This window comes from Stenotrophomonas sp. YJH_SMC_48-3 (assembly GCF_059369375.1).
In genome coordinates this window covers 123,194-146,162 of record NZ_JCAFSQ010000008.1, presented here as the reverse complement: position 1 = coordinate 146,162, position 22,969 = coordinate 123,194, and the positions used below count along the sequence as shown (strand labels likewise).

General features: G+C 66.9%; 26 protein-coding genes and 1 tRNA gene. 8 read left to right on the top strand and 19 right to left on the bottom strand.

Features of this window, described 5'->3' with window-relative positions; all coding sequences use genetic code 11:
• Window positions 1–116 precede the first annotated feature (116 nt).
• Window positions 117–1,016 carry an XVIPCD domain-containing protein gene (locus tag AC5P65_RS14110; RefSeq protein WP_258014236.1) on the top strand — a complete coding sequence of 300 codons (900 nt, stop codon included), beginning with the start codon at window positions 117–119 and terminating at the stop codon, window positions 1,014–1,016.
• A gap of 34 nt (window positions 1,017–1,050) precedes the next feature.
• On the opposite strand, the gene AC5P65_RS14105 is transcribed toward AC5P65_RS14110, so the two are convergent.
• A complete protein-coding gene (locus tag AC5P65_RS14105; RefSeq protein WP_021202620.1) occupies window positions 1,051–1,431 on the bottom strand; it encodes a tautomerase family protein in 381 nt (126 codons plus the stop codon).
• 564 nt (window positions 1,432–1,995) lie between these two features.
• On the opposite strand from AC5P65_RS14105, the gene AC5P65_RS14100 reads away from it, so the two are divergent.
• Together AC5P65_RS14100 and AC5P65_RS14095 are read left to right on the top strand one after the other, a co-directional pair.
• Entirely contained in the window at window positions 1,996–2,403 is a 408-nt protein-coding gene (locus tag AC5P65_RS14100; RefSeq protein WP_111098580.1) for a hypothetical protein, read from the top strand.
• A 52-nt stretch (window positions 2,404–2,455) separates the two neighbouring features.
• Window positions 2,456–3,019: a hypothetical protein gene (locus tag AC5P65_RS14095; protein ID WP_005415515.1), complete on the top strand. Its 564-nt coding sequence runs from the start codon at window positions 2,456–2,458 to the stop codon at window positions 3,017–3,019.
• A gap of 84 nt (window positions 3,020–3,103) precedes the next feature.
• On the opposite strand, the gene AC5P65_RS14090 is transcribed toward AC5P65_RS14095, so the two are convergent.
• The 14 genes from AC5P65_RS14090 to AC5P65_RS14025 all read right to left on the bottom strand — a co-directional run bounded on the left by AC5P65_RS14090 (window position 3,104) and on the right by AC5P65_RS14025 (window position 14,400).
• Window positions 3,104–3,178, bottom strand: a tRNA-Val gene (locus AC5P65_RS14090).
• A 133-nt stretch (window positions 3,179–3,311) separates the two neighbouring features.
• Window positions 3,312–3,665: a PilZ domain-containing protein gene (locus AC5P65_RS14085; RefSeq protein ID WP_005412452.1), complete on the bottom strand. Its 354-nt coding sequence runs from the start codon at window positions 3,663–3,665 to the stop codon at window positions 3,312–3,314.
• Window positions 3,662–4,618, bottom strand: a complete 957-nt coding sequence (locus AC5P65_RS14080; RefSeq protein WP_111098581.1) for a DNA polymerase III subunit delta' — start codon at window positions 4,616–4,618, stop codon at window positions 3,662–3,664. The genes AC5P65_RS14085 and AC5P65_RS14080 overlap by 4 nt, the downstream gene beginning before the upstream one ends.
• Window positions 4,615–5,280 (bottom strand): dTMP kinase, encoded by a 666-nt coding sequence (tmk, locus tag AC5P65_RS14075; protein ID WP_019659493.1) that lies wholly within the window; start codon window positions 5,278–5,280, stop codon window positions 4,615–4,617. Before tmk ends, AC5P65_RS14080 begins: the two co-directional genes overlap by 4 nt.
• Window positions 5,277–6,338: an endolytic transglycosylase MltG gene (gene mltG / locus AC5P65_RS14070; RefSeq protein WP_019659494.1), complete on the bottom strand. Its 1,062-nt coding sequence runs from the start codon at window positions 6,336–6,338 to the stop codon at window positions 5,277–5,279. The genes tmk and mltG overlap by 4 nt, the downstream gene beginning before the upstream one ends.
• Window positions 6,339–6,489: 151 nt before the next feature.
• Window positions 6,490–7,854 carry an aminodeoxychorismate synthase component I gene (locus AC5P65_RS14065; RefSeq protein ID WP_021202625.1) on the bottom strand — a complete coding sequence of 455 codons (1,365 nt, stop codon included), beginning with the start codon at window positions 7,852–7,854 and terminating at the stop codon, window positions 6,490–6,492.
• A 92-nt stretch (window positions 7,855–7,946) separates the two neighbouring features.
• On the bottom strand, window positions 7,947–9,209 hold the full coding sequence (gene fabF / locus AC5P65_RS14060) for a beta-ketoacyl-ACP synthase II (protein WP_019659496.1): 1,263 nt from the start codon (window positions 9,207–9,209) through the stop codon (window positions 7,947–7,949).
• A gap of 142 nt (window positions 9,210–9,351) precedes the next feature.
• Window positions 9,352–9,591, bottom strand: a complete 240-nt coding sequence (gene acpP, locus AC5P65_RS14055) for an acyl carrier protein (RefSeq protein WP_005415509.1) — start codon at window positions 9,589–9,591, stop codon at window positions 9,352–9,354.
• 152 nt (window positions 9,592–9,743) lie between these two features.
• Window positions 9,744–10,487, bottom strand: coding sequence for a 3-oxoacyl-ACP reductase FabG (gene fabG / locus AC5P65_RS14050; protein ID WP_005408312.1), 744 nt, complete (start codon window positions 10,485–10,487; stop codon window positions 9,744–9,746).
• 81 nt (window positions 10,488–10,568) lie between these two features.
• Entirely contained in the window at window positions 10,569–11,513 is a 945-nt protein-coding gene (gene fabD, locus AC5P65_RS14045) for an ACP S-malonyltransferase (protein ID WP_111098582.1), read from the bottom strand.
• Window positions 11,514–11,660: 147 nt separating this feature from the next.
• A complete protein-coding gene (locus tag AC5P65_RS14040; RefSeq protein ID WP_019659499.1) occupies window positions 11,661–12,443 on the bottom strand; it encodes a BUD32 family EKC/KEOPS complex subunit in 783 nt (260 codons plus the stop codon).
• Window positions 12,444–12,519: 76 nt separating this feature from the next.
• Entirely contained in the window at window positions 12,520–13,497 is a 978-nt protein-coding gene (locus AC5P65_RS14035) for a beta-ketoacyl-ACP synthase III (protein ID WP_019659500.1), read from the bottom strand.
• A 91-nt stretch (window positions 13,498–13,588) separates the two neighbouring features.
• Window positions 13,589–13,783: a 50S ribosomal protein L32 gene (gene rpmF / locus AC5P65_RS14030; protein WP_005408308.1), complete on the bottom strand. Its 195-nt coding sequence runs from the start codon at window positions 13,781–13,783 to the stop codon at window positions 13,589–13,591.
• A 107-nt stretch (window positions 13,784–13,890) separates the two neighbouring features.
• Complete coding sequence (locus AC5P65_RS14025) at window positions 13,891–14,400, bottom strand: YceD family protein (RefSeq protein WP_111098583.1); 510 nt, start codon at window positions 14,398–14,400, stop codon at window positions 13,891–13,893.
• A 113-nt stretch (window positions 14,401–14,513) separates the two neighbouring features.
• On the opposite strand from AC5P65_RS14025, the gene AC5P65_RS14020 reads away from it, so the two are divergent.
• Window positions 14,514–15,083 (top strand): Maf family protein, encoded by a 570-nt coding sequence (locus AC5P65_RS14020; protein ID WP_019659502.1) that lies wholly within the window; start codon window positions 14,514–14,516, stop codon window positions 15,081–15,083.
• A gap of 102 nt (window positions 15,084–15,185) precedes the next feature.
• On the opposite strand, the gene AC5P65_RS14015 is transcribed toward AC5P65_RS14020, so the two are convergent.
• A complete protein-coding gene (locus AC5P65_RS14015) occupies window positions 15,186–17,021 on the bottom strand; it encodes a glycosyltransferase family 39 protein (protein WP_019659503.1) in 1,836 nt (611 codons plus the stop codon).
• A 42-nt stretch (window positions 17,022–17,063) separates the two neighbouring features.
• On the opposite strand from AC5P65_RS14015, the gene AC5P65_RS14010 reads away from it, so the two are divergent.
• The 4 genes from AC5P65_RS14010 to AC5P65_RS13995 are packed head-to-tail and all read left to right on the top strand — an operon-like array spanning window position 17,064 to window position 21,430.
• Entirely contained in the window at window positions 17,064–18,017 is a 954-nt protein-coding gene (locus AC5P65_RS14010) for an AAA family ATPase (RefSeq protein WP_021202627.1), read from the top strand.
• Between the two features lie 23 nt (window positions 18,018–18,040).
• On the top strand, window positions 18,041–18,964 hold the full coding sequence (locus tag AC5P65_RS14005) for a DUF58 domain-containing protein (RefSeq protein ID WP_032955142.1): 924 nt from the start codon (window positions 18,041–18,043) through the stop codon (window positions 18,962–18,964).
• A complete protein-coding gene (locus tag AC5P65_RS14000; RefSeq protein WP_021202629.1) occupies window positions 18,957–20,906 on the top strand; it encodes a transglutaminase TgpA family protein in 1,950 nt (649 codons plus the stop codon). The genes AC5P65_RS14005 and AC5P65_RS14000 overlap by 8 nt, the downstream gene beginning before the upstream one ends.
• Window positions 20,903–21,430 carry a Slp family lipoprotein gene (locus tag AC5P65_RS13995; RefSeq protein WP_019659507.1) on the top strand — a complete coding sequence of 176 codons (528 nt, stop codon included), beginning with the start codon at window positions 20,903–20,905 and terminating at the stop codon, window positions 21,428–21,430. The genes AC5P65_RS14000 and AC5P65_RS13995 overlap by 4 nt, the downstream gene beginning before the upstream one ends.
• 76 nt (window positions 21,431–21,506) lie before the next feature.
• Here AC5P65_RS13995 and AC5P65_RS13990 read toward each other — a convergent pair whose 3' ends face one another.
• The 3 genes from AC5P65_RS13990 to AC5P65_RS13980 all read right to left on the bottom strand — a co-directional run bounded on the left by AC5P65_RS13990 (window position 21,507) and on the right by AC5P65_RS13980 (window position 22,965).
• Window positions 21,507–21,866 carry a histidine triad nucleotide-binding protein gene (locus tag AC5P65_RS13990; RefSeq protein ID WP_005408300.1) on the bottom strand — a complete coding sequence of 120 codons (360 nt, stop codon included), beginning with the start codon at window positions 21,864–21,866 and terminating at the stop codon, window positions 21,507–21,509.
• 67 nt (window positions 21,867–21,933) lie between these two features.
• Window positions 21,934–22,533 (bottom strand): recombination mediator RecR, encoded by a 600-nt coding sequence (gene recR / locus AC5P65_RS13985; RefSeq protein ID WP_058979448.1) that lies wholly within the window; start codon window positions 22,531–22,533, stop codon window positions 21,934–21,936.
• Window positions 22,534–22,644: 111 nt separating this feature from the next.
• The gene (locus AC5P65_RS13980) at window positions 22,645–22,965 is read right to left on the bottom strand and encodes a YbaB/EbfC family nucleoid-associated protein (RefSeq protein ID WP_019659509.1); all 321 of its coding nucleotides are present in this window, start codon (window positions 22,963–22,965) and stop codon (window positions 22,645–22,647) included.
• Window positions 22,966–22,969: the final 4 nt, after the last annotated feature.

The window sequence follows — 22,969 nt, the reverse complement described above, 5'->3', positions numbered from 1 at the left end:
TGAGCAATCCGGATGGTTCCCCGCAGACATCCGGGCCCGGTCACATGTTCTACGTCCTGCGAGCACCGGGGAAAGATCCAGCGAGCTACGGCTTTGCACCGATCAAGCACGGCAGCATGAACGGACCTGGCGACATCGTGGACAGCGATGCAAAGACCTACAAGAACCCGCATTACACGCGCTCTCTGGAAATCACCGAAGCCCAGTACAACAAGCTCAAGGCGTTCGGCGACGATCCAGTGGCGCACGGCTTCAGCAAGCACTATGCCGACGTGCGCCACAACTGCGTGGACTTCACCTGGGGCGCATTGAATCATGCCGGCATCCAGCGCAAGCACAGCCTGGACGTGAACAGCATCGGCGGCCCCGTCGGCCAGTTGCTGCCCGATGTCCGCATTCCGCTGGGCGTCCAGTCACAGGGCAAGGACGGCTATCGTCCGCTGCGCAACATCCATGGCGTGGACAGCATTGAGCCCCCTTTCCCCAACAGCGAACTCAACCGCACCACCACTCATCCCTTGCCCGAGCGCAGCTTGAAGCAGCGTCTGCTCAGCGAAACCGATGGCATTGATGGCCCCTTGAGCGAGCGTCTGGCTGCGGACGCGCGCGCACCGGGGCACAGCCTTCATGCCTTGGACCAGAAAGTGCGTACCGCACTCGCCCAGGCCAGCGAACAGCAGGGACTGCCCTCCGGCCAGGAGCACGAACGACTGGCCGGCCATCTGACCCACGCGGCGGTGCAGGCCGGCTTCAGCGAAAAGGACACGCTGCAGGTGGCATTCAGTTCAAACAGCACCGCCGAGGCACCCGGCTACGTATTCCTGCATCGCAGCGGCGACACCGCCTCGCCGGACCCTGCCGCCAATCGCCAGCGCCTGTCCCTGCTCGATACGCAGCAGGGCGACGCGGATACGCTGTATCAGCAGGCCAATGTGCAGCAGCAATCCCGCGACGCAAGCCGGCTGGCGCAGGACGAGCAACAGGCACAACAGCAGGCCTCGCCGCGCATGGCCTGACCCAGCCGCATCAGGCGCAGGCACCGTTCCCGCATCAACTCACGTACTGCGCCTGACCGTTCCCGAACGACCAGTTCTCCTTCTTCACCTCCACCAGGTTGATGAACACGTCCTCGCGGCGGATGCCCACCGCTGCATGCAGTCCATCGGCGATGCCGGCGTACAGCGCCTTCTTCTGCTCCAGCGTGCGCCCTTCGTTCCAGGTGATCTGGATACAGATGAAGTCGTCGGTACGGTCCACACCCAGGTAACCCGGGTCGTAGATCAGCGTGCCAGGTGCGTGCTCCTGGAAGATCTGGAAGCGATCGTTCTCCGGCACGCCCACCGCGCGCATGGCCTGGTAGATGGTGTCGCCGACGCGTTGCAGGTAGTCGGCGGATTTACCTTTGCGAAGATCGATGCGGGCGAGCGGCATGGTGGTACTCCAGGGTGGAAGGGCACGGCAACGGGCTGAGACTACGCCTGCCCGGGGCGGCGGGACAGCGCAGGGATGGAACCCTCTGGCTCCATGCGTGGCATGGTCCCGCCTCCGCCGCGCGGGGTGACGCGATTGCCGTGGCGGCGCCGCTCTGGAGTCGTCTTGTGCACCGTCGATAGGGGCGGCGATGTGCGCCATCAGTGATGGGCCGCACTACTCGCGCGTGTCGAACGGCACACATCGGAAAACGTCTGGCCTGCCTAGGGACAGTTGAGAATTTTCCTTACAGACCGATGTGATTGCCCGGCTTGAAGATCGCCGCGCCGAGGCAAGACGCCTTGGACGGGATTGGCGTCTCGAAAAAGCAAACCGAACGGATAGGTTGCGCAGCAGTGCGTAGCCGCAAGAATGCACCAACTGCCCTCAATGGCGGGCGGTGTGTGGGGATCACTCGATCCGCCGGGTGATTTCTCACTCCGTTGTGTTTGCCCCGGTACGCCAACCCGCACCGTCCGCCACCTTCACTCCGGAAGGTGGCCCTACGCCAGTGAGGGTTTCGCCATGACCAACCGCACCGCCGTCCATCCCCGCCTGTACACCCTTATCGGCGACGTCGCCGCCGATGTGCCCGAAGACCTCGCACGCGAGATCGAGTGCGCCCTGAACGCGCAGAATTTGCCCGCGCAGCTGCCCACTTTCTTCGCCCGTCTCAATGCGATCAACCATGCTGACGGCGATGACGGACAGCCGTGCATCAGCCTCACCCTCGGCGCCAGCAATCACGCTTCGTTGCGCCGCTCGCTATCTGGGCTCGGCGCATTGCTCGATCTGCTGCAGGCCGCCGACCATGCGCGCAACGAAGGCGGCCCGGACGAACAGTTGGGTGCCTTCCATGTCGACGGACTGATCGTGGCCGCACGACAACTGGTGCGCGAGGCACATCATTGCCTCTCCGGCGGCGACGCCTGAGCGGCCCGGATACGCTCCCGCTACAATCGCGCAGGGAGCGCAGGAGACCGCAATGGACGCCGAACACCTGGAATACTTCAAGGCCGCACTGGAAGGCCGCGCAACCGTGGGCTGGAACGTCTGGTTCGCTGCCAACCAGCACGCGCTGGCACAACAGCTGAGCCGCCCTGCACTGCTGCGCTTGAAGTTCAGCACACTGGATGAAGCCGAACGCCTGCTGGCCGAGGCCGGCATCGTGCCCCGCAGCACAGCGGGCAAGCGCTACGAAATGTACTGCGCGCAGTTCTCGCCGGACGTGGTGGACGCGAACGGTCGCCCGCTACCGGCCCTCTGGCGCGCGGCGCACGGCGGTGCCATCGGCCTGCTGGCCGACGGTGAGCAGGAAGCCGGCCAGGCGAAGCTGCTCGCGGAGTTCCGCCGCGTCCGCAAGCGCGGGCTGCAGCAGGCCCATGAATGGTTGGCCGATCTGTGCTTTGAAGGCGAGATGGAGCTGACCAGCGGCAATGCCGAGGTGGGCCGTAGCCTATTGGCGGTGGTGGTGCAGGCGGGTAGCGGCCATGACCTGCTGGATGCCACGGCGATGATCGCGCGCGAGCTGCTGGAGCGGCACGGCTGAAAGGGCGTGTGCTTCCAGCTGATCTTGCTGGATCGCTGGTAACAAAAAGCCCCCATTTCTGGAGGCTTCTTTCGTTCTGCAACATGGTGGGCGGTACAGGGATCGAACCTGTGACCCTTGCCGTGTGAAGGCAATGCTCTACCGCTGAGCTAACCGCCCGGTGTGTTGCTGAGCCGCTCATTATAGGGGCTTTTCAGAGGCCGTCAACAGTTTTTCACATTCGCATTCACGGCTGTCTTCGGGCAACAGCAGCCGAGCATGGCTCGGCTCTACAGGACCGCGCCGCACCGCCTCACATCGTATGGGTCGGCTTGTCCGAACCGGTCAGGCCCGCCAGCAGGGTCTCGATCTTGTGGCGCACGCCCTCGCCTTCGGCACCGTCGGCCAGCTGCACGCCGATGCCGGCGGTGCGGTTGCCCTGTGCGCCGGCCGGGGTCACCCAGATCACCTTGCCGGCCACCGGCAGGCGCTCGCTGGAATCGGGCAGGGTCAGCAGCAGGAACACCTCGTCGCCCAGGAAATAGCGCTTGGGTGTGGGCACGAAGATGCCGCCATTCTTCACGAACGGCATGTACGCGCTGTACAGCGCGGCCTTGTCCTTCACAGCCAGGGACAGGATGCCCTGGCGGGCGTTGCTGGCACTCATCGATTTCCCCTTGCGGCAGGCCGCTCGTTCACCTTGTTCCAGGCCAGCAGCAACTCGACCACCGCGAGGTCTGCACGCACCGTGGTGCGCAGCAGGTCGCGGGTGCGGTTGGCCGCATCGAACCAGGCTGCAAGCTTGTGCAATCGCTCCGGCGTGGTCAAGGCATCGGTACTGGCCTGGGCCAGCGCCAGATCGGCAGCGAAGCGCAGGCGCAGCGACGCGTTTTCATCGCCGCACCACTTCTGCGCCAGCTCCACCGCGCCGGTCTTGCCGGCGGCCAGCTGTTCCAGATCTCGACCGACTTCGCGGCGCAGGCTCAGGCCGTCTTCGCGCAGCCAGTTGTCGGCCTGGCCGGGATGGCCGCGGGCGGCCTCCAGCGCTTCGCGCGCCGATGCTTCACTGTGGCCCAGCTGCTGCAGCCAGGCCAGTGCTTCGTGCTGCGGCGGCAGCTTGAATTCCAGTCGCTGGCAACGGCTGCGGATGGTCTGCGGCAGGCGTGCCGGATCGCTGCTGATCAGCCACAGGTAGCGGCCGGGCTGCGGCTCCTCCAGCGTCTTCAGCAGCGCGTTGGCGGCCGAACGGTTGATCGCATCGGCCGGATCGACGATCACGACCTGCGCCACGCCGTACTGCGGGGTCAGCGCCAGCTTTTCGGTGATCTCGCGCACCTGCTCGATGACGATCTCGGTACGCAGCTTGTCGCCGCTCTTGTTCGGAATGAAGCTGACCAGCTGCAGGTCCGGATGGGTGCCGGCGGCGATCAGCTGGCGCGTGCGCGTGGCGTGCGTTGCATCACCCTGCGCCAGCACGTGGTCGGCCAGCGCCAGCGCCACCTCGCGCTTGCCCAGCCCGGCCGGGCCGCAGATCAGCAGGCCATGACCGAGGCGACCGGCGTCGAGCGCGGCCACGGTCTGGTCGAACGCGCGCTGCTGCCACGGCGAAAACGTGCTCATGCGCCCTCCCCGTCCTGCAGCCAACGCTCGATACGTGCGACCACATCGGCGGCCACGCGTTCCTGCACCTGGCCGGCGTCGATCAGCGCGAAGCGCTGCGGGTCCTGCTGTGCGCGGCTGCGGAACACGGCGCGCACGCGCTGGAAGAAATCGTCCTGCTCGCTCTCGATGCGGTCCGGCCACAGGTCACGGCCATTCGCGCGGGCGCGGCCCACCGCCACATCTACATCCAGCAGCAGGGTCAAGCCCGGCAGCAGGCCGACCGCGCGGCGCTCCAGGTCGGCAATCCACTGCGGATCCAGGCCACGGCCGCCGCCCTGGTAGGCGTAGCTGGAATCGGTGAAGCGATCGCTCAGCACGTAGGCACCGCGCTGCAGCGCCGGCCGGATCACCTGGCGCACATGCTGGGCGCGTGCGGCGAACACCAGTAGCAACTCGGCTTCGGCGCTGAGCGGCTCGGCAGCGATCTCGGCATCAGGCTTCAGCACCAGGCCGCGGATGCGCTCGGCCAGTGGCGTACCGCCCGGCTCGCGGGTCAGCACCACCTCGTGGCCGTGGCTGCGCAGGCAGTCACGGATGGCATTGATGGCGGTGGTCTTCCCCGCGCCCTCGCCGCCTTCCAGGCTGACGAAACGCGGGTGACGAAGCAGCGCGGGACTCATTGCGCCGGGATCTCCTGGGTACGTTGCTGGCGCAGCTGCTGCAGGTAGCGGGCTACGGCGGCGTTGTGCTGCTCCAGGCTGGGCGAGAACACGTGCGCGCCGCTGCCGTCGCCCACGGCGACGAAGTACAGCGCGTCACCGGCGGCCGGCTGCGCGGCGGCCATCAGCGCGTCGCGACTGGGCATGGCGATCGGGGTCGGGGTCAGGCCCGCACGGGTATAGGTGTTGTACGGCGTATCGGTGGTCAGGTCGCGGCGGCGGATGTTGCCGTCATACGCGGCACCGATGCCGTAGATCACGGTCGGGTCGGTCTGCAGGCGCATGCCGATCTTCAGGCGGCGCATGAACACGCCGGCGATCTGCGGGCGCTCGCTGGCCAGCGCGGTTTCCTTCTCGATGATCGACGCCAGCGTCAGCAGTTCGTAGGGCGTGTTGATCGGCAGGTCCGGCGCGCGGCTTTCCCAGGCTTCGTCCAGCGCCTTTTCCATTGCGGCGTGGGCGCGCTTGAGCACGTCCAGATCACTGTCGCCGCGCTGGTAGACGTAGGTCTCCGGCAGGAAGCGGCCTTCCGGGTGCTGGCCACCGAAGCCGAGGCGCTGCATCAACGCGGCGTCATCCAGGGTATCGGTGGTGTGCAGCAGCGGCTCGGCGCGCTTGAGTGCAGCACGCAGCTGGCGGATGTTCCAGCCCTCGACAATGGTGACGCGGTGCTGCAGCACCTTGCCGGCGCGCATGCGCAGCAACAGCTCGCGCGGGGTCAGCTCGCCACTGAGCGCGTACTCGCCCACCTTCAGCTTGCCGGCCGCATCGAGCTGGCGCGCCAGCAGTTGCCACTGGGTGTCCTGGCCCTCGTCCACGCCGGCATCGCGCAGCTTGCGCAGCACGCTGTTCATGCCATCGCCGCTGGCGATGACCACGCTCTCGGCGGTCGGGGTGATCGGGGCATCGGCGAACCGGGTCTGCTGGTAGAAGAACCACGCGCCCGCGCCGGCCACGACGGCGGCCAGCACCACCACCAGCGTTACCACGAACAGACACCCGCGCTTGGCTCCCGCCATGGACTACCTCTGAACTCGATTCCGTCGTGCAGGATACCGTGCCGGTGGATTGGGGTCATGACCGGGGTCGCGCCTGCGTGCCGACCAACGGTCGGCACCCACCGTGGGGGAATGGCGTTGCCGGCCAGCGGCCGGCACTACCGGTGCACGCCTAGCCCTGCTGGCCCAGCGCACGCAGCAGGCCGCGGGCCTTGGCGCGGGTCTCGTCCAGTTCCTTGTCCGGGTCCGAATCGACCACGATGCCGGCGCCGGTGCGGAAGCTCACCTCCTGGCCGTCCACTTCGGCGGTGCGGATCAGGATGTTCAGGTCCAGGTCGCCATCGCGGTTCAGCCAGCCGAACGCGCCGGTGTAGGCACCACGCGGCACCTGCTCCAGCTCGCTGATGATCTGCATGCAGCGCACCTTGGGGCAGCCGGTGATGGTGCCGCCCGGGAACGTGGCGGCGATCACCTCGCCGGGCGTGACCTCCGGGCGCAGGTGGCCGCTGACGTTGCTGACGATGTGGTGCACATGCGCGTAGCTCTCCACGGTCATCAGCTCATCGACCACCACGGTACCGGGCAGGCAGATACGGCCCAGGTCGTTGCGCTCCAGGTCGATCAGCATCACGTGCTCGGCACGCTCCTTGGGGTGCCCGACCAGTTCCTGGATGCGCGCGGCATCATCGTCGCCCTCGAAGCGCGGACGCGTGCCGGCAATAGGACGCGTCTGCGCGTGGCCGGCATGCACCGACACCAGCCGTTCCGGCGAGGAACTGACCACGTGGCGGCCGTGCGCGCTGAACAACCCGGCGAACGGTGCGGGGTTGGCACGGCGCAGCTGCGAATACAACGCCTGCGGGCTGACCGGCGCGGCGAACTGCGCGCTCCAGCGCCGCGACAGGTTTACCTGGAACACATCGCCGGCACGCAGGTAGTCGATCACCCGGCGCACGCCATCGGTGAAGCGCTGTGGCGCATCCTCGCCGACCGACTGCGGCGGCTGCCAGCCCTGCCCGGCCTCCGGCAATGCCTGCGACGCCAAGGTCATCAGCGCCTCCAGCAGGGTCTGCTCACCGGCTTCGGCGATGACGAAGCTGGCGTCGTTCTGGTGGTCGTGCAGCACCGCGGCCGGGCAGCGCAGCGCCAGCGCGGTCGGGCGGCCGTCCGCGCGCGCGCGCGCCGGCAGCACCGGTTCGATCTGGCTGGCCACTTCGTAGTCCAGCATCAGCGCCCAGCCGCCACGGAACGGCAGGCTGTGGCTGCCGTCGTGCGGCAGACGTTCGTGCTGCCAGGCGCGATCCAGCGCCTGCAGGAACGTGCCGGGCTGCACGGCACCCTGCAGGTCGCGCACCTGGCCATCGGCGTCCAGCCGCAGGCCCTCGCCCTGCGTGGCCAGCAGCAGGCTCCAGCGGCCCTGGGCGGTGCCCGAGGCAGTGGATTCCATCAGCAGCGGGAAGCGCGCCGGGTCATGCTGCTGCAGGGCCAGCAGATCGATCGGGTGCGGCAGCGGGTGGATCAGCGGTGCGTGGGTCATGGCGGCCAGGTCGGGGGTTCAGATGCACGGAAGCCGCCTTGCGGCGGCTCCGTAGAACGCGGCATCGAGCATGGCCCGACGCTACAACTCGGTCAGACGCGCTTGAAGATCAGCGTGCCGTTGGTGCCGCCGAAGCCGAAGCCATTGGACATCACCACGTCGACCTTGGCCTGGCGTGCTTCGTTGGGCACGTAGTCCAGGTCGCAGCCTTCGCCCGGCTGCTGCAGGTTGATGGTCGGCGGAATGACGTTGTCCTGCAGCGCCATCACCGAGAAGATCGCTTCCACGCCGCCAGCAGCGCCCAGCAGGTGGCCGGTCATCGACTTGGTGGAGCTGACCATCATCTTGTAGGCGTGGTCGCCGAAGGCGGTCTTCATGGCCATGGTCTCGCCCAGGTCGCCCAGCGGCGTGGAGGTGCCGTGCGCGTTGAGGTAACCCACCTGTTCCGGGGTCACGCCCGCGTCCTTCATGGCCATGACCATGCAGCGCGCGGCGCCTTCGCCGTTCTCGCTCGGTGCGGTCATGTGGTACGCGTCGGAGCTGGCGCCGAAGCCGGCCAGTTCACAGTAGATCTTTGCGCCACGCGCCTTGGCGTGCTCGTACTCTTCCAGGATCAGGATGCCGGCGCCGTCGCCCAGCACGAAGCCGTCACGGTCCTTGTCCCACGGGCGCGAAGCCTGTTCCGGGGCGTCATTGCGGGTGCTCATGGCCTTCATCGCGCAGAAGCCACCCAGTGCGGTCGGCGACGAGCCACGTTCGGCACCGCCGACCACCATCACGTCGGCGTCGCCGTACTGGATCATGCGCATCGCGGTACCGATCGAATGGTTCGAGGTCGCGCACGCCGACACCGCCGAGAACGACGGGCCCTTCAGGCCGGTGATGATGCTCAGCTGGCCCGGCAGCATGTTGATGATGGTCTTGGGCACGTAGAAGGGCGAGATCTTCTTGCCCTCGTGGAACTCGATGGTCTGCTCTTCGATGCCGAGCAGGCCGCCGATGCCGGCGCCGACGATGGCGCCGATGCGCTCGGCATTGGCGTCGGTGATCTCCAGGCCCGAGTCGTGCAGGGCCATGAACGAGGCACCGAGGCCGTAATGGATGAACGGGTCCATCTTCTTGGCATCCTTGCCGCTGACCCGGAATTTGCCGAACAGTTCGTTGTCGGCGGTGATGTCAAAGCCCTTGACCTCACCTGCAATCTTGGTGGTGAACCGATCCAGGTAGGCATCAGAAATGTTGGTCAGCGGACCGATGCCCGAACGACCGTGGGTGATGCCTTCCCAGCTGCTGGCCAGATCATTGCCCAACGGCGAGACGATACCCAGGCCGGTTACGACGACGCGACGCTTCATTGCTGATTCTCCTGACCCGAAGGTTCAATCGGGTAACACGGTTTGCTTCGGTGTGATGCCCAAACACACGGGGCCGCAACTGCGGCCCCATGGGGTGCGGTGCGCGGCGAGCGTGAGCCCGCGCGCGCACTGCCGTCTGACATCAGGCCTTGACGTGGGCCTTGATGTAGTCGATGGCGGCCTGCACGGTGCTGATCTTCTCGGCTTCTTCGTCCGGGATCTCGCACTCGAATTCTTCTTCCAGGGCCATCACCAGCTCGACGGTGTCCAGCGAGTCAGCGCCCAGGTCATCGACGAACGATGCGCTGTTGGTGACTTCTTCTTCCTTGACGCCAAGCTGTTCGACGACGATTTTCTTGACGCGTTCTTCGATGGTGCTCATGGGATCTCGCTCCAGATGGAGTTGTGGTTCAAAAGTGGTCGCCATCAAGGGCGATGGCCGTGGGATAGTGTAGTGGAAACCGGCGCGGCCTTGCATTGCAGCAAAAACCCCCGCAGATCAACCACTTGCGGCGCAATCCCTGCGCCCCTTGCTTACGGCATGTACATGCCGCCGTTCACATGGAGGGTTTCGCCGGTGATGTAACCGGCAGCCGGGCTGGCCAGGAAGGCCACCGCATGGGCGATGTCTTCCGGCGATCCCAGGCGTTCGAGGGCGATGTCGTTGATCAGCGCGGTGCGCGCTTCTTCCGGCAACGCCTTGGTCATGTCGGTGTCGATGAAGCCAGGTGCGACAACATTGACGGTGACGCCGCGCGAACCGATTTCCTTGGCCAGCGACTTGCTGAAGCCGATGATGCCGGCCTTGGCCGCGGCGTAGTTGGCCTGGCCGGCGTTGCCGGTCACGCCCACCACCGATGCGATGTTGATGATGCGGCCCTTGCGTGCCTTCATCATGCCGCGCATCACCGCCTTGCTGGTGCGGAACACGCTGGTCAGGTTGGTGTCGATGATCGACGCCCAGTCCTCGTCCTTCATGCGCATCAGCAGGTTGTCGCGGGTGATGCCGGCATTGTTGACCAGGATCGAGATCGGGCCGAATTCCTTGGCGATGCCATCGAGCACGCTGTCCAGCGCGGCGGCATCGGTGACGTTCAGCGCGCGGCCGTGACCGCCGTGGGCAGCCAGGCGTTCGCCGATCGCGGCAGCGCCGGATTCGGTGGTGGCGGTGCCGATGACGGTGGCGCCCTGGGCGGCCAGCAGATCGGCGATGGCGGCGCCAATGCCACGGCTGGCACCGGTGACCAGTGCGATTTCACCCTGCAGGGGCTTGCTCATGATGTTTTCCTCAGACGGGAGCGGCCGCCGCACCGTGCCGCTTGCAGCGGCCACCGGTACGGCCGGCAGGAACAGGGAAGGTCAGGCCGACCATGCCTCGCGGGCGGCTTCGAAGTCGCCCGGCGTGGCCAGCGGACGGCCGTCGATGGCCTTGTCGATGCGCTTGACCAGGCCGGTCAGCACCTTGCCTGGGCCGCACTCGGCGATCTGGGTGATGCCGCGGGCGGCCAGCGCCTGCACGCAACCGGTCCACTGCACCGGCTGGTACAGCTGCTGGACCAGCGCGGTGCGGATGGCGTCCATGCCGTCGTGCACCTGGGCATCGACGTTCTGCACCACCGGCAGCTGCGGCGCCTGCCAGGACAGGCCGGCCATCACTTCGGCCAGGCGGTTGGCGGCTTCGCGCATGAGCGGGGTGTGCGAGGGCACGCTGACGGCCAGCTTGACCGCCTTGCGCACGCCCTTCTCGGCCAGCAGCGCCAGTGCACGGTCGACCGCATCGGCGTCGCCACCGATCACGATCTGGCCCGGCGAATTGAAGTTGGCCGGCACCACCACCTGGCTGCCTGCGGCTTCGGCGCAGACGTCCAGCACCAGCTGGTCTTCGGCACCGAGCACGGCGGCCATGGCCCCGACACCGGCCGGTGCCGCTTCCTGCATCAGCTGGCCACGCAGGCGCACCAGGTGCGCACCGTCATGCAGGCTCAGCGCGCCGGCGGCGACCAGGGCGGTGTACTCGCCCAGGCTGTGGCCGGACAGCACCGACGGGCGCGGGCCGCCCACGGCGTTCCAGGCGCGCCACACGCCGATGCTGGCGGCCAGCAGGGCCGGCTGGGTGTATTCGGTACGGTTGAGCATTTCCTCCGGGCCGCCCTGGGACAACGCCCACAGGTCGACACCGGCACCATCGGATGCCTCGGTGAAGGCTTCACGCACCTGCGGGTGCAGTTCGGCCAGCTCGGCCAGCATGCCCACAGACTGCGAGCCCTGGCCGGGGAAGACAAAAGCGAGGGTGGATACGGTCACGCGGTCATCCGCTTGTTGCAATCGAAGCGGGCCATGATAAGGGGGAATCCGCTGTGTCGTCTGTACGTGCGCGTATGCAGGCGTATGGAGCAATGACAGGGTCAGATCCCTTTTCCACCGGAAATGGGATCTGACCCCGGCCGACGATCAGCAGAACAGCTGCAGGACGTCCAGATCGCCGTCGGCGAGGAAATCTACGCACAGGCCCACCAGCATCAGCACGCCAGCAGTGCTGGCACCGTGGGTGATGAAGATCGAATGGGCCAGCGCGCGCGCTGACCGGCCCAGCTTCATGCAGACCCTGGCCAGGCTGCGCAGGCGGCCACTGACCGCATGCACGTGCTCGCGCACCGGTGCCTGGGCACCGCCCATCGCCTCGGCCATCATCGCCTGCAGGTGCTCGGGGCGGTCGGCATAGTACTTGGCCACGCCATAGCCGAACATCAGCCAGTCGCGGGCCTGGGCTTCGGACAGGTCCATCACTTCCAGTGGATCTTCCTCGAAGTCGATGAAACCGACCTTGTCGCCATCCCAGGTGAGGTTGCGCGGCAACGGCTGGCCGAAATAGGCGCCGCGCGCATGCGCTTCGGCAATGGCCTGCATCGCCGCCATGACCAGCCGATCACGACCGGCCTCGTCGGCCTGGCGCAGGCAGGTATTGAACGAGCTGCCGTTGTCGCCGATTACCAGCGCGGCATGGCCGGTGCCCAGCACGTCAGGCACGTTCACACCCTGCGCCTGCAGTTCTGCAAGGCGGCGGGCCTCGGTTTCGCGTGCGGCGTCGCCGCCACGGTGCGGAGGAGGACGAAGGGCATCGAGGTGGAAACGACGGGCAACAAAATTGAGCAGGCCAAGGGCCAGCGCCCGGCTTCCCTTGCCGTACTGCTTCAGCCAGGCACGTTGCCCTTCGATGACGATGGGCTCAACCATGACAGGTCCTCCTTAAACGCGTTACGGCCCCGGAGGGCCGCAACGACAAAGCTTCACATTGTCGTAACTTGCACTATCAATAGCGCAACAGAGCCGAACCCCACGTGAAGCCACCACCGAAGGCCTCCAGCAGCAGCAGCTGGCCGCGCTCGACCTTGCCCGAACGCACGGCGGCGTCGAGCGCCAGCGGCACCGAGCCGGACGAGGTATTGCCATGCTTGTCGACAGTCACCACCACCTGGTCCATCGACATCTCCAGGCGCTTGGCGGTGGCTTCGATGATGCGCAGGTTGGCTTGGTGCGGAATCAGCCAATCCAGGTCGGACTTGTCCAGGCCGTTGGCGGCCAGGGTCTCGTCCACGACCGAGTCCAGCGCCTTGACGGCGTACTTGAACACGTCGTTGCCCTTCATGTTGATGGTGCCGCCACCGTTGGCGCCGTCCTTGAAACCGCTCGAGACGCCGACCGGGTTCCACAACAGCTCCTTCTTGCTGCCGTCGGCATGCAGGTGGGTGCTGAGGATGCCGGTCTCTTCGTCGGCCTTGAGCACGACGGCGCCAGCACCATCGCCGAACAGTACGCAGGTGGTGCGATCGTTCCAGTCGACCATGCGGGTCAGCGTTTCGGTGCCGATCACCAGCACGTGCTTGCAGTCACCGGAACGGATGAATTTATCGGCCACGCCCAGCGCGAACACGAAGCCCGAGCAGGCTGCGTTGACGTCGAAGGCGGGGCACCCGGCCACACCGAGCTTGGCCTGGATCAGGCACGCGGTGGACGGGAAAATAAGGTCAGGCGTGGTCGTACCGACCACTATCATGTCGAGCTGCGAAGCGTCGATGCCTGCGGCTTCCAGCGCGCGCAGGGCGGCGTTGTAGCCAAGGTCGCTGGTGGTTTCGCCTTCGGCCGCGATGTGCCGTTCACGAATGCCGGTGCGCGACTGGATCCACTCGTCCGAGGTTTCGACCATTTTTTCCAGGTCGGCGTTGGTCAGGACTTTTTCCGGCAAATAGCTGCCGGTGCCCGCGATCCTCGAGTAGATCCGCTTGCTCATCATGTTTCCTGTTGCGCGGGCCGCCGATCACCGGCACGCCCGGGAAAGAAGGCAAAGGCCGCTGCCCGGAGGCAGCGGCCTTCCCGGCACATCAATCTTCTTCGACGGCCGAGGTCTTGGTCTGGATGACCTTCTTGCCGCGGTAGAAACCATCGGCAGTGATGTGGTGACGCAGATGCACTTCGCCGGTGGTCGGGTCGGTCGACAGCTGCTTGGCGCTCAGGGCGTCATGCGAACGGCGCTGGCCGCGGCGGGACGGGGTAACACGGGATTTCTGGACAGCCATGGGATTGCTCCAAACTCGGTTCGTTTTGCTTCGTCGTTTCGTCGCACAGGACGCCAGCGCCCAGCACACTTTTCGCTTTCGCCGCAGCCGCCGACGACAACCGGCTGCTATTGTTTCTTCAATGCCGCCAACGCCGCAAACGGGTTGGCCTTCTTTGTTTCTTCTTCGCTCGGCGCCCAGTCCTTGTCGACTGCTTCACCGTCGGGCGACAGCGGTACCACCGGCACCGCCAGCACCAGCTCGTCCTCGACCAGATCCAGCGGCTTCAGCTGGCCATTTTCCGGCACCAGCAACGCCTCGTATTCCTCCGGCAGGGACGATTCCTCGTCCTCGTCGCGGATCAGGCCAAGCCTCTGGGTCACCTTCACCGGCAACAGGAATCGCTGCATGCTGCGCTGACAGGTCAGCGGCAACGCGGTGTCGATGGTCAGTTCCACATAGGATACCCGCAAGACGTCGTCGCGACCGAATTCAAGCGAGTAGACGCACTCGCCGTCGGTATCTGCGACCAACCCCTGCAGGCGGGTCAATTCAGCCAGGGAGACCTGACCGTCGAAGCGCCTTCGCGCTACAACCATCCGCCAGGCATCCAGCGTTTCGGGCACGTTCGCGGACATAAGCCGCTGAATACTAAGGATCGGAGCGGCGGCTGTCAAATGCCCGCCATACAGGACTTGCCGCTGGCGCTGCAGACGGGCCAGACTGCTTCGCCCTGCCCCGGTATTGTCGCATGTCACTGGTCCTGGCCTCCACGTCCCGCTACCGCCGTGAACTGCTGCAGCGGCTGGGCCTGCCCTTCGACTGCGCGCGCCCTGAGGTGGATGAAACCCCGTTGAACAACGAAGCGCCATTGGCCCTGGCCACCCGCCTGGCCGCCACCAAGGCGGTCGAGGTGGCGTGCCGGCATCCCGGCGCGTGGGTGATCGGCTCGGACCAGGTCGCGGACCTGAACGGCCAGCCACTGGGCAAACCGGGTACGGTCGAGGCCGCCTGCGCACAGCTGGCGGCGATGTCCGGGCAGACCGTGCACTTCCATACCGCCGTCTGCCTCAGCCGTGATGGAGCATCATTCACGGCCACCGATCTGACCGAGGTCCGCTTCCGTGCACTGGAACCGGACGAGATCGCCCGCTACGTGGCCACCGAACAGCCGCTGGACTGCGCCGGCAGCTTCAAATGCGAGGGCCTGGGCATCAGCCTGTTCGACGCCATCGACAACCGCGACCCGACCGCGCTGATCGGCCTGCCGCTGATCACGCTATGCGGATTGCTGCGCAGGGCAGGTTTCGCGGTGCCGTGAACGGTAGAGCCGAGCCCATGCCCGGCTGTTTTTTTTGAGGCTGCCTGCCATCTGAAGCAGAAGCAGCGGAGCATCGGCTCGGCTCTACAGGACCAGCGGACCTCAACGGACCTCGAACGCTTGCTCCTGCCATTGCTCCACGCTGCCGTCGCGCCCGTGCAGGCGCAGGCCCAGCCAATGCCTGCCCGGCGCGAGCGTGGCGGTATCCAGCGAGGCATCAAAGCCCACCGCCGGATGCTGCGGATCAGTACTGTCCGGCCAGGTGTGGCGCACGTCGAACACACGCCCGTAGCGGGCATCACCGATGGAGCGGCCATCGACCAGCACTTCAACCCGCGCCAGGCCGACGCCATCCTTGAACGCCCAGCCCTTGATCGCGAGCGTGCCGGACACCTTCTCGCCGTTGGACGGCGCATCCAGCCACGCCATCGCCGGCGTCACGCACGGCCCTTGCGCGCGCTGCACCGGCAGGCGGAACAACAGGAAGCGCTGGAATCCGTGATCACTGCTGACCACGCGTGGCGCAGGCAGCGGGCCCACCTGATCGCAGATGGCGTGATAGCGCGCCAGCAGTTCGCGATAGCGCTGGTCGCTGGGTGACAGCACCAGCAGCATCGGCGCCGTGCGCTCGCCCTCATGCAGCAGGCCCCACTGTGCCAGCTGTGCGGTGCGGCCATGCTTGTCATTGAGCGGATGCGGCAGCACCTCGATGTTGCCATTGCCCAGCTGGAAACCCAGTTCAGCGCCAACCTTGAAGTTGCCGGCCAGCACGCGTGTCCCTTGCGGCATCTGCCGCAACTCCTCGCGCACCGCTACCGCCAGGGGTTGCCAGCCGGCGAAATTGCGCGGGTAGTACTTGCTGCCGGCCATCTGCTCGCGCAGTGCCGGCGTGGAGGCCATCAGGTAGTAGCCGAAGGCCAGCACCATGCCCGCACCGGCCAACCACCAGCCGGTGCGGCGCAGCCAGCGCGGCCAGCCGTTGAGCACCACCGGCACCGCCACCAGCAGTGCGAGGTAACCCGGCAGCGGCCAGTGGAAACTGATCCGCTCGACGTCAGTAAAGAAGCCGAGCACGAAAATGCCCAGCGTGGATACGCCGCCCACCAGGCCGAAATAGCGCCACTGCACGCGCGCGCCGCCACCGCTCCGGGTTCCTGCCAGCGCTACCTTCCACATCGCCATGCACAGGATCGGCGTCACCAGCATCGGCTGGATCACCAGGAACCACAGCCCGCCCCATTCGAAGGCCCAGGGATGACGCTCGACCACCTGGAATTTCAGCCCGGCATCGTGGTTGTCCGCATTCCACGCCAGCAGTGGCAGCCACGCCAGCACGCCCACCGCCAACGCGACCCATACGCGCGGATCGGCCAGCATGCGCCTCCCCTGCGGCAATGCCAGCAGCGCAATGAAACCCACGCCGATGACACCGATGAAGCGGTAATGGCTGAGCGCACCGATCAACAGGCCCAGCGCCAGCTTCATCGCCGAGGAGGCATCCACGTTGTGCAGCAGGCGCGCGCCGGCATGCAGGCAGATCACCGCCGCCAGTGCCATCGGCACGTCCGGCACCGCCAGCAGGCCCAGCGTCGCCGACAACGGCATCAACAGCGTGAGGCTGCCCGCCTGCCAACCGGCCACGTTGCCGAACCAGCGCGTGGCCGTGCGCACTACCAGCAGCGGCAGCAGCGCACCGATGGCCAGGAATGGCAGGCGCAACGCGAGCACGTGATGGCCACCGATCTCAACGCCCAGCCGGGCCAGCCACGCGGTCAGCCCGGGCAGGTCCGAATAGGCTGCGGCCAGATGCTGGCCTTCCTGCCAATAGAACGCTTCGTCGACGAACAGCGGCAGGCGCGCGGCAACGATCAGCTTGGCCGCTGTGACCAGCGTCCATAACCAGAGAAATATCGTCCGTGCGCGCTGTTCGCCTTGCATTGCTCTATGGATAATCGAGTGGATTCCAGATCTGAGACGATCATGCCAGCCTCGTCCCCCAATCCCAGCATGCTAACCGATCAATTGCGTCAGGCCCTGCGGGAGGCACAGGATCAGGTCAACGCACTGGTGCTGGGCAAGGTGCCGGAAGTCAGGCTGGCCTTCGTCGCATTGCTGTCCGGCGGCCACCTGCTGATCGAAGACCTGCCCGGCCTGGGCAAGACCACGCTGGCGCATGCGCTGGCCAGCAGCCTGGGCCTCAGTTTCCAGCGCGTGCAGTTCACCTCAGATCTGTTGCCGGCCGATGTGCTGGGCGTGTCGGTGTATGAAGCCGGCAGCCGCCAGTTCCAGTTCCACCCAGGCCCGGTATTCACCCACGTACTGCTGGCCGACGAGATCAATCGCGCCCCCCCGCGCACGCAGAGCGCGTTGCTGGAAGCGATGGCCGAGCAGCAGGTCACCCTGGACGGGCAGACGCACCCGCTGCCGGACCCTTTCTTCGTCATCGCCACACAGAACCCGGTGGACCTGTCAGGCACCTTCCCGCTGCCGGATTCACAGCTGGATCGCTTCCTGCTGCGGCTGGCGATGGGCTATCCCAGCGCCCAGGCCGAGCGCGAGCTGCTGCGTGGCAGCGACCGCCGCGACCTGATCGCGCGGGCCGTGCCGAAGCTGGATGACACCCAGGTGCGCACGTTGCGCGACGCGGTGAACCAGGTGCATGCCAGCGACGCGCTGATCGACTATGTGCAGGCCCTGCTGACCCGCAGCCGCCAGCACGCAGGCGTGCGCGTCGGCCTGTCGCCGCGTGCCGGCCTGGCGCTGCTGCGTGCAGCCAGAGCACATGCACTGCTGCTGGGTCGCGGGCATGTGGTGCCCGAGGACGTGCAGACGCTGTTCGTCGCCGTGGCCGGCCACCGGTTGGTGGCGGAAGCCGAATCCAGTTCGGGGCCGGCATTGGCACGCGCGATCCTGCAGACCGTCGCGGTGGATTGAACGTGGCCACACGCTGGGCACGCATGCAGCTGCTGGCTCGGCCGCGCAGGCCCGAAGCCTTGCCGAAGCGACTGGATCGCCATCGCATCTATGTGCTGCCCACCCGCTTCGGCCTGTTCGTTGCAATCCTGCTGGCAGCCATGCTGCTGGGCGCGCTGAACTACAACAACAATCCCGCCCTGCTGCTGGCCCTGCTGCTGGCGGCAGCGGCAATCGCCAGTGCCATTGCCGCGCATCTCCAGTTGTCCGGCGTACAGATCGACGCGATCTCCGCCGAGCCGGTACCGGCCGGGCAACCCTTGCGCCTGCGCGTGGACCTCTCTCTGCGGGATCCGCGTGCGCGGCACGGCCTTCATCTCCAGCTGGGCGACAGCCAGGCCTGGACCTCGCTGCCTGCACACGGCCGTGGTGAAGTGGAACTGGAGGTTCCCAGCGAACGCCGGGGCTGGCTGGAGCTTCCACGTATCCGCCTGTCCACGACCCAGCCCCTGGGCCTGGTGCGGGCGTGGTCGTGGGTGTGGCCGGAACAGCCGCTGCTGGTCTACCCACTGGCCGAAGCCTTGGCGCCTGCACTGCCGGAGAGCGGCAGCGATCCGCTGCATACCCGTGCCCACGCCAGCGGCGAGGAACTGCATCAGCTGCGCCCCTACCGGGCGGGCGATGCGCCGCGCAGCATTTCCTGGAAGCACTCGGCACGCCGCGACAGCCTGCTGGTGCGCGAGTACGAAAAACCGGTCGGCATCGAAGTAGTCCTCGACTGGCGCGCATTGGCGCCGCTGGGCCAAGAAGCACGCATCGCTCGATTGGCGCGCTGGGTGGATGTAGCCGAGCGCGAGGGCCGCCGCTACACCCTGTTGCTACCTGCACACCCGCCGTTCGGGCCCGGACAGGGCGCCAGCCACCACCACCTGTGCCTGCGCGCGCTGGCGCTGATGCCGCATGACTGAGACCCCGGAGCTGCTCGACCGCAACGCCCGCAACTGGACCCTGGCCAGCGCGGCGCTGGCTCTGTTGCCGCTGCTGCTGCAGCTGCCGCCACTGCTGGCGGGCGTGATCGCGCTGGCGGCGATTTTCACCGCCGCCCTGTCGCGGCGGACAGTGCTGCCGATGCCGGTGCGCCTGCTGCTGGTGCTGGCCATGCTCGGCGCCATCGTCTGGCAGATGGGCATGGTGCGCCCAGGACGCGACACCGGTTGCGCGCTGCTGGCCGCGATGCTGGCGATCAAGTCCAGCGAGCTGCGCAGCCTGCGTGATGCCCGCAGTCTGCTCGGCTTTGCGCTGTTCTCGCCCTTTGCAGCATTCCTGCTCGACCAGGGGCCGCTGACAACAGCACTGGCCGCGCTGGCCGGGGTCAGCGCACTGCTCGCCCTGCAACGCCTGGCCCAGGATGAAGGCCATGCTGGCCGCCTGCCGTTGCGCGGGCAGCTGCGTGGTGTCGGCCGCCTGCTGGCGATCGGCCTGCCGCTGGCATTGGCCTGCTTCTGGCTGTTCCCGCGCCTTGCCACGCCACTGTGGGGCGTTCCCGAGCGCGCCGTGGGTACACCGGGGCTGTCCGACAGCATGGAACCCGGCCAGTGGCTGGACCTGATGGCCGACGACACCCCGGCGTTGCGCGTGCAGTTCTTCGGTGCCCCACCCGAGCCGGCGCAGCGCTACTGGCGCGGCCCTGTACTGACCGCCTTCGATGGACGGCGCTGGACACGCGAGCCTGCGAGCGCGCGGCGACCTGCTGCGGTGGTTGAAGCCGGTACACAGGGCTGGGATTACCAGATCGACTACGAGCCGACTGACCGCCGCCAGCTTGTGGCGCTGGACCTGCCCAGCGGTGCGCCTGCGGGCAGCATGCTGGATGCGGACATGAGCCTGCGCAGCGAACGCCCGCTGGCCTCGCTCAGCCGCTGGCGATTGCATTCGGCCCCTCCACGGCAGTTCGACAGCACGCTGTCGCCCCTTCTGCGCCGCGCGACGCTGCAGCTGCCGGCCGGCTTCAACCCGCGCACCGCCACCCTGGCCCAGCAATGGCGACAGGACGCCGGCGGTGATGACGAGGCCATCGTGCGCCGCGCGCTGCAGTGGATCACCACGGATTTCTCGTACACGCTGGATACCCCGGCGGCGGGGCGCGACCCGATCGACGAGTTCCTGTTCGGCTACAAGGCCGGCTTCTGTGAACACTTCAGCTCGGCTTTCGTGGTGCTGATGCGCAACGCGGGTGTACCCGCGCGGGTGGTGACCGGTTTCGCCGGCGGCACCCGCAACCGCATCGGCGACTACTGGGTGGTGCGGCGGATGGATGCCCACGCCTGGGCCGAGGTGTGGCTGCCGCAGCGCGGCTGGGTACGGGTAGACCCGACGGCGGCCGTGGCACCGGAACGCATCCTGGACACGCTGGACGACCGCCTGCAGGCCGGCACGGACACACCACTGCGACAGCGGTGGCTGCAGCTGGGCCAGATGGGGGATTGGCTGCGCCGCGGCTGGAACGATCTGGTGCTGTCCTTCGATGCGCGCCGCCAGCAGCAACTGCTCAAGCCTTTCGGGCTGGACGATCTGGGTCCCGGGCAGCTGGTCGCCGGCTTCGTCGTGGCCGCCCTGCTGGCACTGGCGTGGATGGCCTGGCTGCTGGCCCGCGGCGAGCGCGAACGCGACCCGCTGCTGCGCGCCTGGCATCGCCTCGGGCGACGCTACGCCCGCCTCGGCCTGGCCCGAGAACCGCACGAAACCGCACAGCACTGGGCACAGCGGGTTCACCGGCAGCGACCCGACCCCACCCTGCTCGCGCTCAGCCAGCGTTTCGCCGACGCGCGCTACGCTGGAACTTGCAACGACCTCGCCTCATTATTGCGGGACCTGCGCAGGCATCGCCCGACTTCCGGAGCCTCCCCATGAACACCAAGTTCCTCCTCACCGCTGTGGCCACGCTGGCCCTGTCGGCCTGCGCCACGGCCCCGAAGCCGCTGCAGGGACAGTTCAGCCTGGTCTCTCCTCGCGACTCGGTCGCTACCCAGCAGGTCGGCACGCCGGTCCGTTGGGGCGGTCGCATCATCGAAACCAAGCCTGGCCAGGGCGAGACCTGCTTCCAGATCATCTCGCGCCCGCTCAATGGCAGTGGCCGCCCGAACACCACCTCGTCCGATGCCAGCGACGGCCGCTTCATCGCCTGCCGTGCCGGCTTCTACGACCCGGCGGTGTTCGAGGCCGGTCGTGACGTCACCTTCATCGGCAAGATCGACGGCTACCAGAACACCCGCATCGGCGAGTACGACTATCGCCTGCCGAAGCTGGCGGCCGATGTCATCTACCTGTGGCCGGAACAGCGCCAGGTCGATGTGGTGCCCTACCCCTATGGCCCGTGGGGTCCGGGTCCGTGGGGCCCTTACTGGGGCGGCTATGGCCGCTGGGGCTGGTGGTGATCGCCACCGCACAGGCATGACGGAAAGGCCGCCCTCGGGCGGCCTTTTTCATCCACGCATGGCGTGGACGGGGGCTTCAACGCCCAGGCGCACCGAAATGCCCCAGCGGTGCCCCCGCCAGCAGATGCATATGGATATGGAACACGGTCTGCCCGGCATGCTCACGGCAGTTCATCACGATGCGGTAGCCGTCCTGCGCGAAGCCCTCGCGGCGCGCGTACTCGGCAGCGGCCAGGGCCAGTTTGCCGATCAGGTGCGCCTGCGAGGGCTGCAGGTCATCCAGGGTCGGAATGATCTCGTTCTTCGGGATGAACAGCACATGCACCGGCGCCTGCGGTGCGATGTCCTTGAAGCCCAGCACCTCGTCATCCTCGTAGACGATGGTGGCCGGGATCTCACGACGGATGATCTTGCTGAAAAGGGTTTCGTTGCTCATGGTCGGCCTCGGCGGAGATGTCTCCCGCATTGTAGGCCGCCCACGCCCGGCCACGTCCGGCCGTTGCTCAATCGCGGAATTCGCTGCGCGTACCGAACGCGTGCGACAGCGTGCCACGATCAACGTATTCGAGCTCGCCGCCCAGCGGCAGGCCCTGCGCCAGGCGGCTGGGCTGTACCTTGCGTGCGCGCGCCAGCTGCGCCAGGTAATGCGCGGTGGCCTCGCCCTCGACAGTGGCGCTGGTGGCGATGATCAGCTCCTGCACCTCGCCTTCGGCCAGCCGTCGCTCCAGCTGCTCCAGGCCCAGTTCGCGCGGGCCGACGCCATCGAGCGGCGACAGTCGCCCCTGCAGCACGAAGTAGACACCGCGGAAGCCGGTGGCGTTTTCGATGGCCAGGCGGTCGGCCGGCGATTCGACTACGCACAGCTGGCTGCGCTCGCGGCTGCCGTTGGCACAGGTCGGGCACAGCTCGGTTTCGCTGAAATCGCGGCACTGCGCACAGTGGCCGATGCGCTCCACCGCCAGCGCCAAGGTCTGGGCCAGGCGCTGGCCACCTTCGCGCTCACGCTCTAGCAGGTGGTAGGCCATGCGCTGCGCCGTTTTCTGGCCCACGCCAGGCAGCACCCGCAGCGCGTCGATCAATTGTTCAAGCAGGGGTGCGGACACGGCGGTGTGCTTTGATGGCGTCGAGCAAGCTCGACAGCTACGTGTAGAGTCGAGCCATGCTCGACTGAGGGTTGCAGCGGGCGCCTGCAGCAGCAGGCGCCCCGCCAAGAATCAGAACGGCAGCTTCATGCCCGGCGGCAACTGCATGCCAGCGGTGGCCGAACCCATCTTCGACTTCGACTCGGCATCGATCTTGTTCGAAGCATCGTTGAAGGCGGCGGCGATCAGGTCTTCCAGCATCTCCGGGTCGCTGGTCAGCGACGGGTCGATGCGCACCTTGCGGCATTCCTTGGCGCCGGTCAGGGTCACGCTGACCATGCCGCCACCGGCACTGCCGGTCACTTCGATCCTTGCGATTTCTTCCTGGGCCTTCTGCAGGTTCTCCTGCATCTTCTGGGCCTGCTGCATCAGTTGGGCGATGTTGCCGCGCATAGTC

Coding starts and splice junctions, on each gene's coding strand:
- AC5P65_RS13995 (WP_019659507.1), top strand. CDS start 20,903: ATGAACACCAAGTTCCTCCTCACCGCTGTGGCCACGCTGGCCCTGTCG.
- AC5P65_RS14020 (WP_019659502.1), top strand. CDS start 14,514: ATGTCACTGGTCCTGGCCTCCACGTCCCGCTACCGCCGTGAACTGCTG.
- AC5P65_RS14040 (WP_019659499.1), bottom strand. CDS start 12,443: ATGGTTGAGCCCATCGTCATCGAAGGGCAACGTGCCTGGCTGAAGCAG.
- fabF (WP_019659496.1), bottom strand. CDS start 9,209: ATGAAGCGTCGCGTCGTCGTAACCGGCCTGGGTATCGTCTCGCCGTTG.
- AC5P65_RS14110 (WP_258014236.1), top strand. CDS start 117: ATGAACGGACCTGGCGACATCGTGGACAGCGATGCAAAGACCTACAAG.
- AC5P65_RS14080 (WP_111098581.1), bottom strand. CDS start 4,618: ATGAGCACGTTTTCGCCGTGGCAGCAGCGCGCGTTCGACCAGACCGTG.
- AC5P65_RS14005 (WP_032955142.1), top strand. CDS start 18,041: ATGCAGCTGCTGGCTCGGCCGCGCAGGCCCGAAGCCTTGCCGAAGCGA.
- AC5P65_RS14010 (WP_021202627.1), top strand. CDS start 17,064: ATGCCAGCCTCGTCCCCCAATCCCAGCATGCTAACCGATCAATTGCGT.
- acpP (WP_005415509.1), bottom strand. CDS start 9,591: ATGAGCACCATCGAAGAACGCGTCAAGAAAATCGTCGTCGAACAGCTT.
- AC5P65_RS14065 (WP_021202625.1), bottom strand. CDS start 7,854: ATGACCCACGCACCGCTGATCCACCCGCTGCCGCACCCGATCGATCTG.
- AC5P65_RS14100 (WP_111098580.1), top strand. CDS start 1,996: ATGACCAACCGCACCGCCGTCCATCCCCGCCTGTACACCCTTATCGGC.
- AC5P65_RS14025 (WP_111098583.1), bottom strand. CDS start 14,400: ATGTCCGCGAACGTGCCCGAAACGCTGGATGCCTGGCGGATGGTTGTA.
- AC5P65_RS14000 (WP_021202629.1), top strand. CDS start 18,957: ATGACTGAGACCCCGGAGCTGCTCGACCGCAACGCCCGCAACTGGACC.
- mltG (WP_019659494.1), bottom strand. CDS start 6,338: ATGGCGGGAGCCAAGCGCGGGTGTCTGTTCGTGGTAACGCTGGTGGTG.
- AC5P65_RS13990 (WP_005408300.1), bottom strand. CDS start 21,866: ATGAGCAACGAAACCCTTTTCAGCAAGATCATCCGTCGTGAGATCCCG.
- fabG (WP_005408312.1), bottom strand. CDS start 10,487: ATGAGCAAGCCCCTGCAGGGTGAAATCGCACTGGTCACCGGTGCCAGC.
- rpmF (WP_005408308.1), bottom strand. CDS start 13,783: ATGGCTGTCCAGAAATCCCGTGTTACCCCGTCCCGCCGCGGCCAGCGC.
- AC5P65_RS14035 (WP_019659500.1), bottom strand. CDS start 13,497: ATGAGCAAGCGGATCTACTCGAGGATCGCGGGCACCGGCAGCTATTTG.
- AC5P65_RS14015 (WP_019659503.1), bottom strand. CDS start 17,021: ATGCAAGGCGAACAGCGCGCACGGACGATATTTCTCTGGTTATGGACG.
- AC5P65_RS14105 (WP_021202620.1), bottom strand. CDS start 1,431: ATGCCGCTCGCCCGCATCGATCTTCGCAAAGGTAAATCCGCCGACTAC.
- AC5P65_RS14095 (WP_005415515.1), top strand. CDS start 2,456: ATGGACGCCGAACACCTGGAATACTTCAAGGCCGCACTGGAAGGCCGC.
- tmk (WP_019659493.1), bottom strand. CDS start 5,280: ATGAGTCCCGCGCTGCTTCGTCACCCGCGTTTCGTCAGCCTGGAAGGC.
- AC5P65_RS13980 (WP_019659509.1), bottom strand. CDS start 22,965: ATGCGCGGCAACATCGCCCAACTGATGCAGCAGGCCCAGAAGATGCAG.
- AC5P65_RS14085 (WP_005412452.1), bottom strand. CDS start 3,665: ATGAGTGCCAGCAACGCCCGCCAGGGCATCCTGTCCCTGGCTGTGAAG.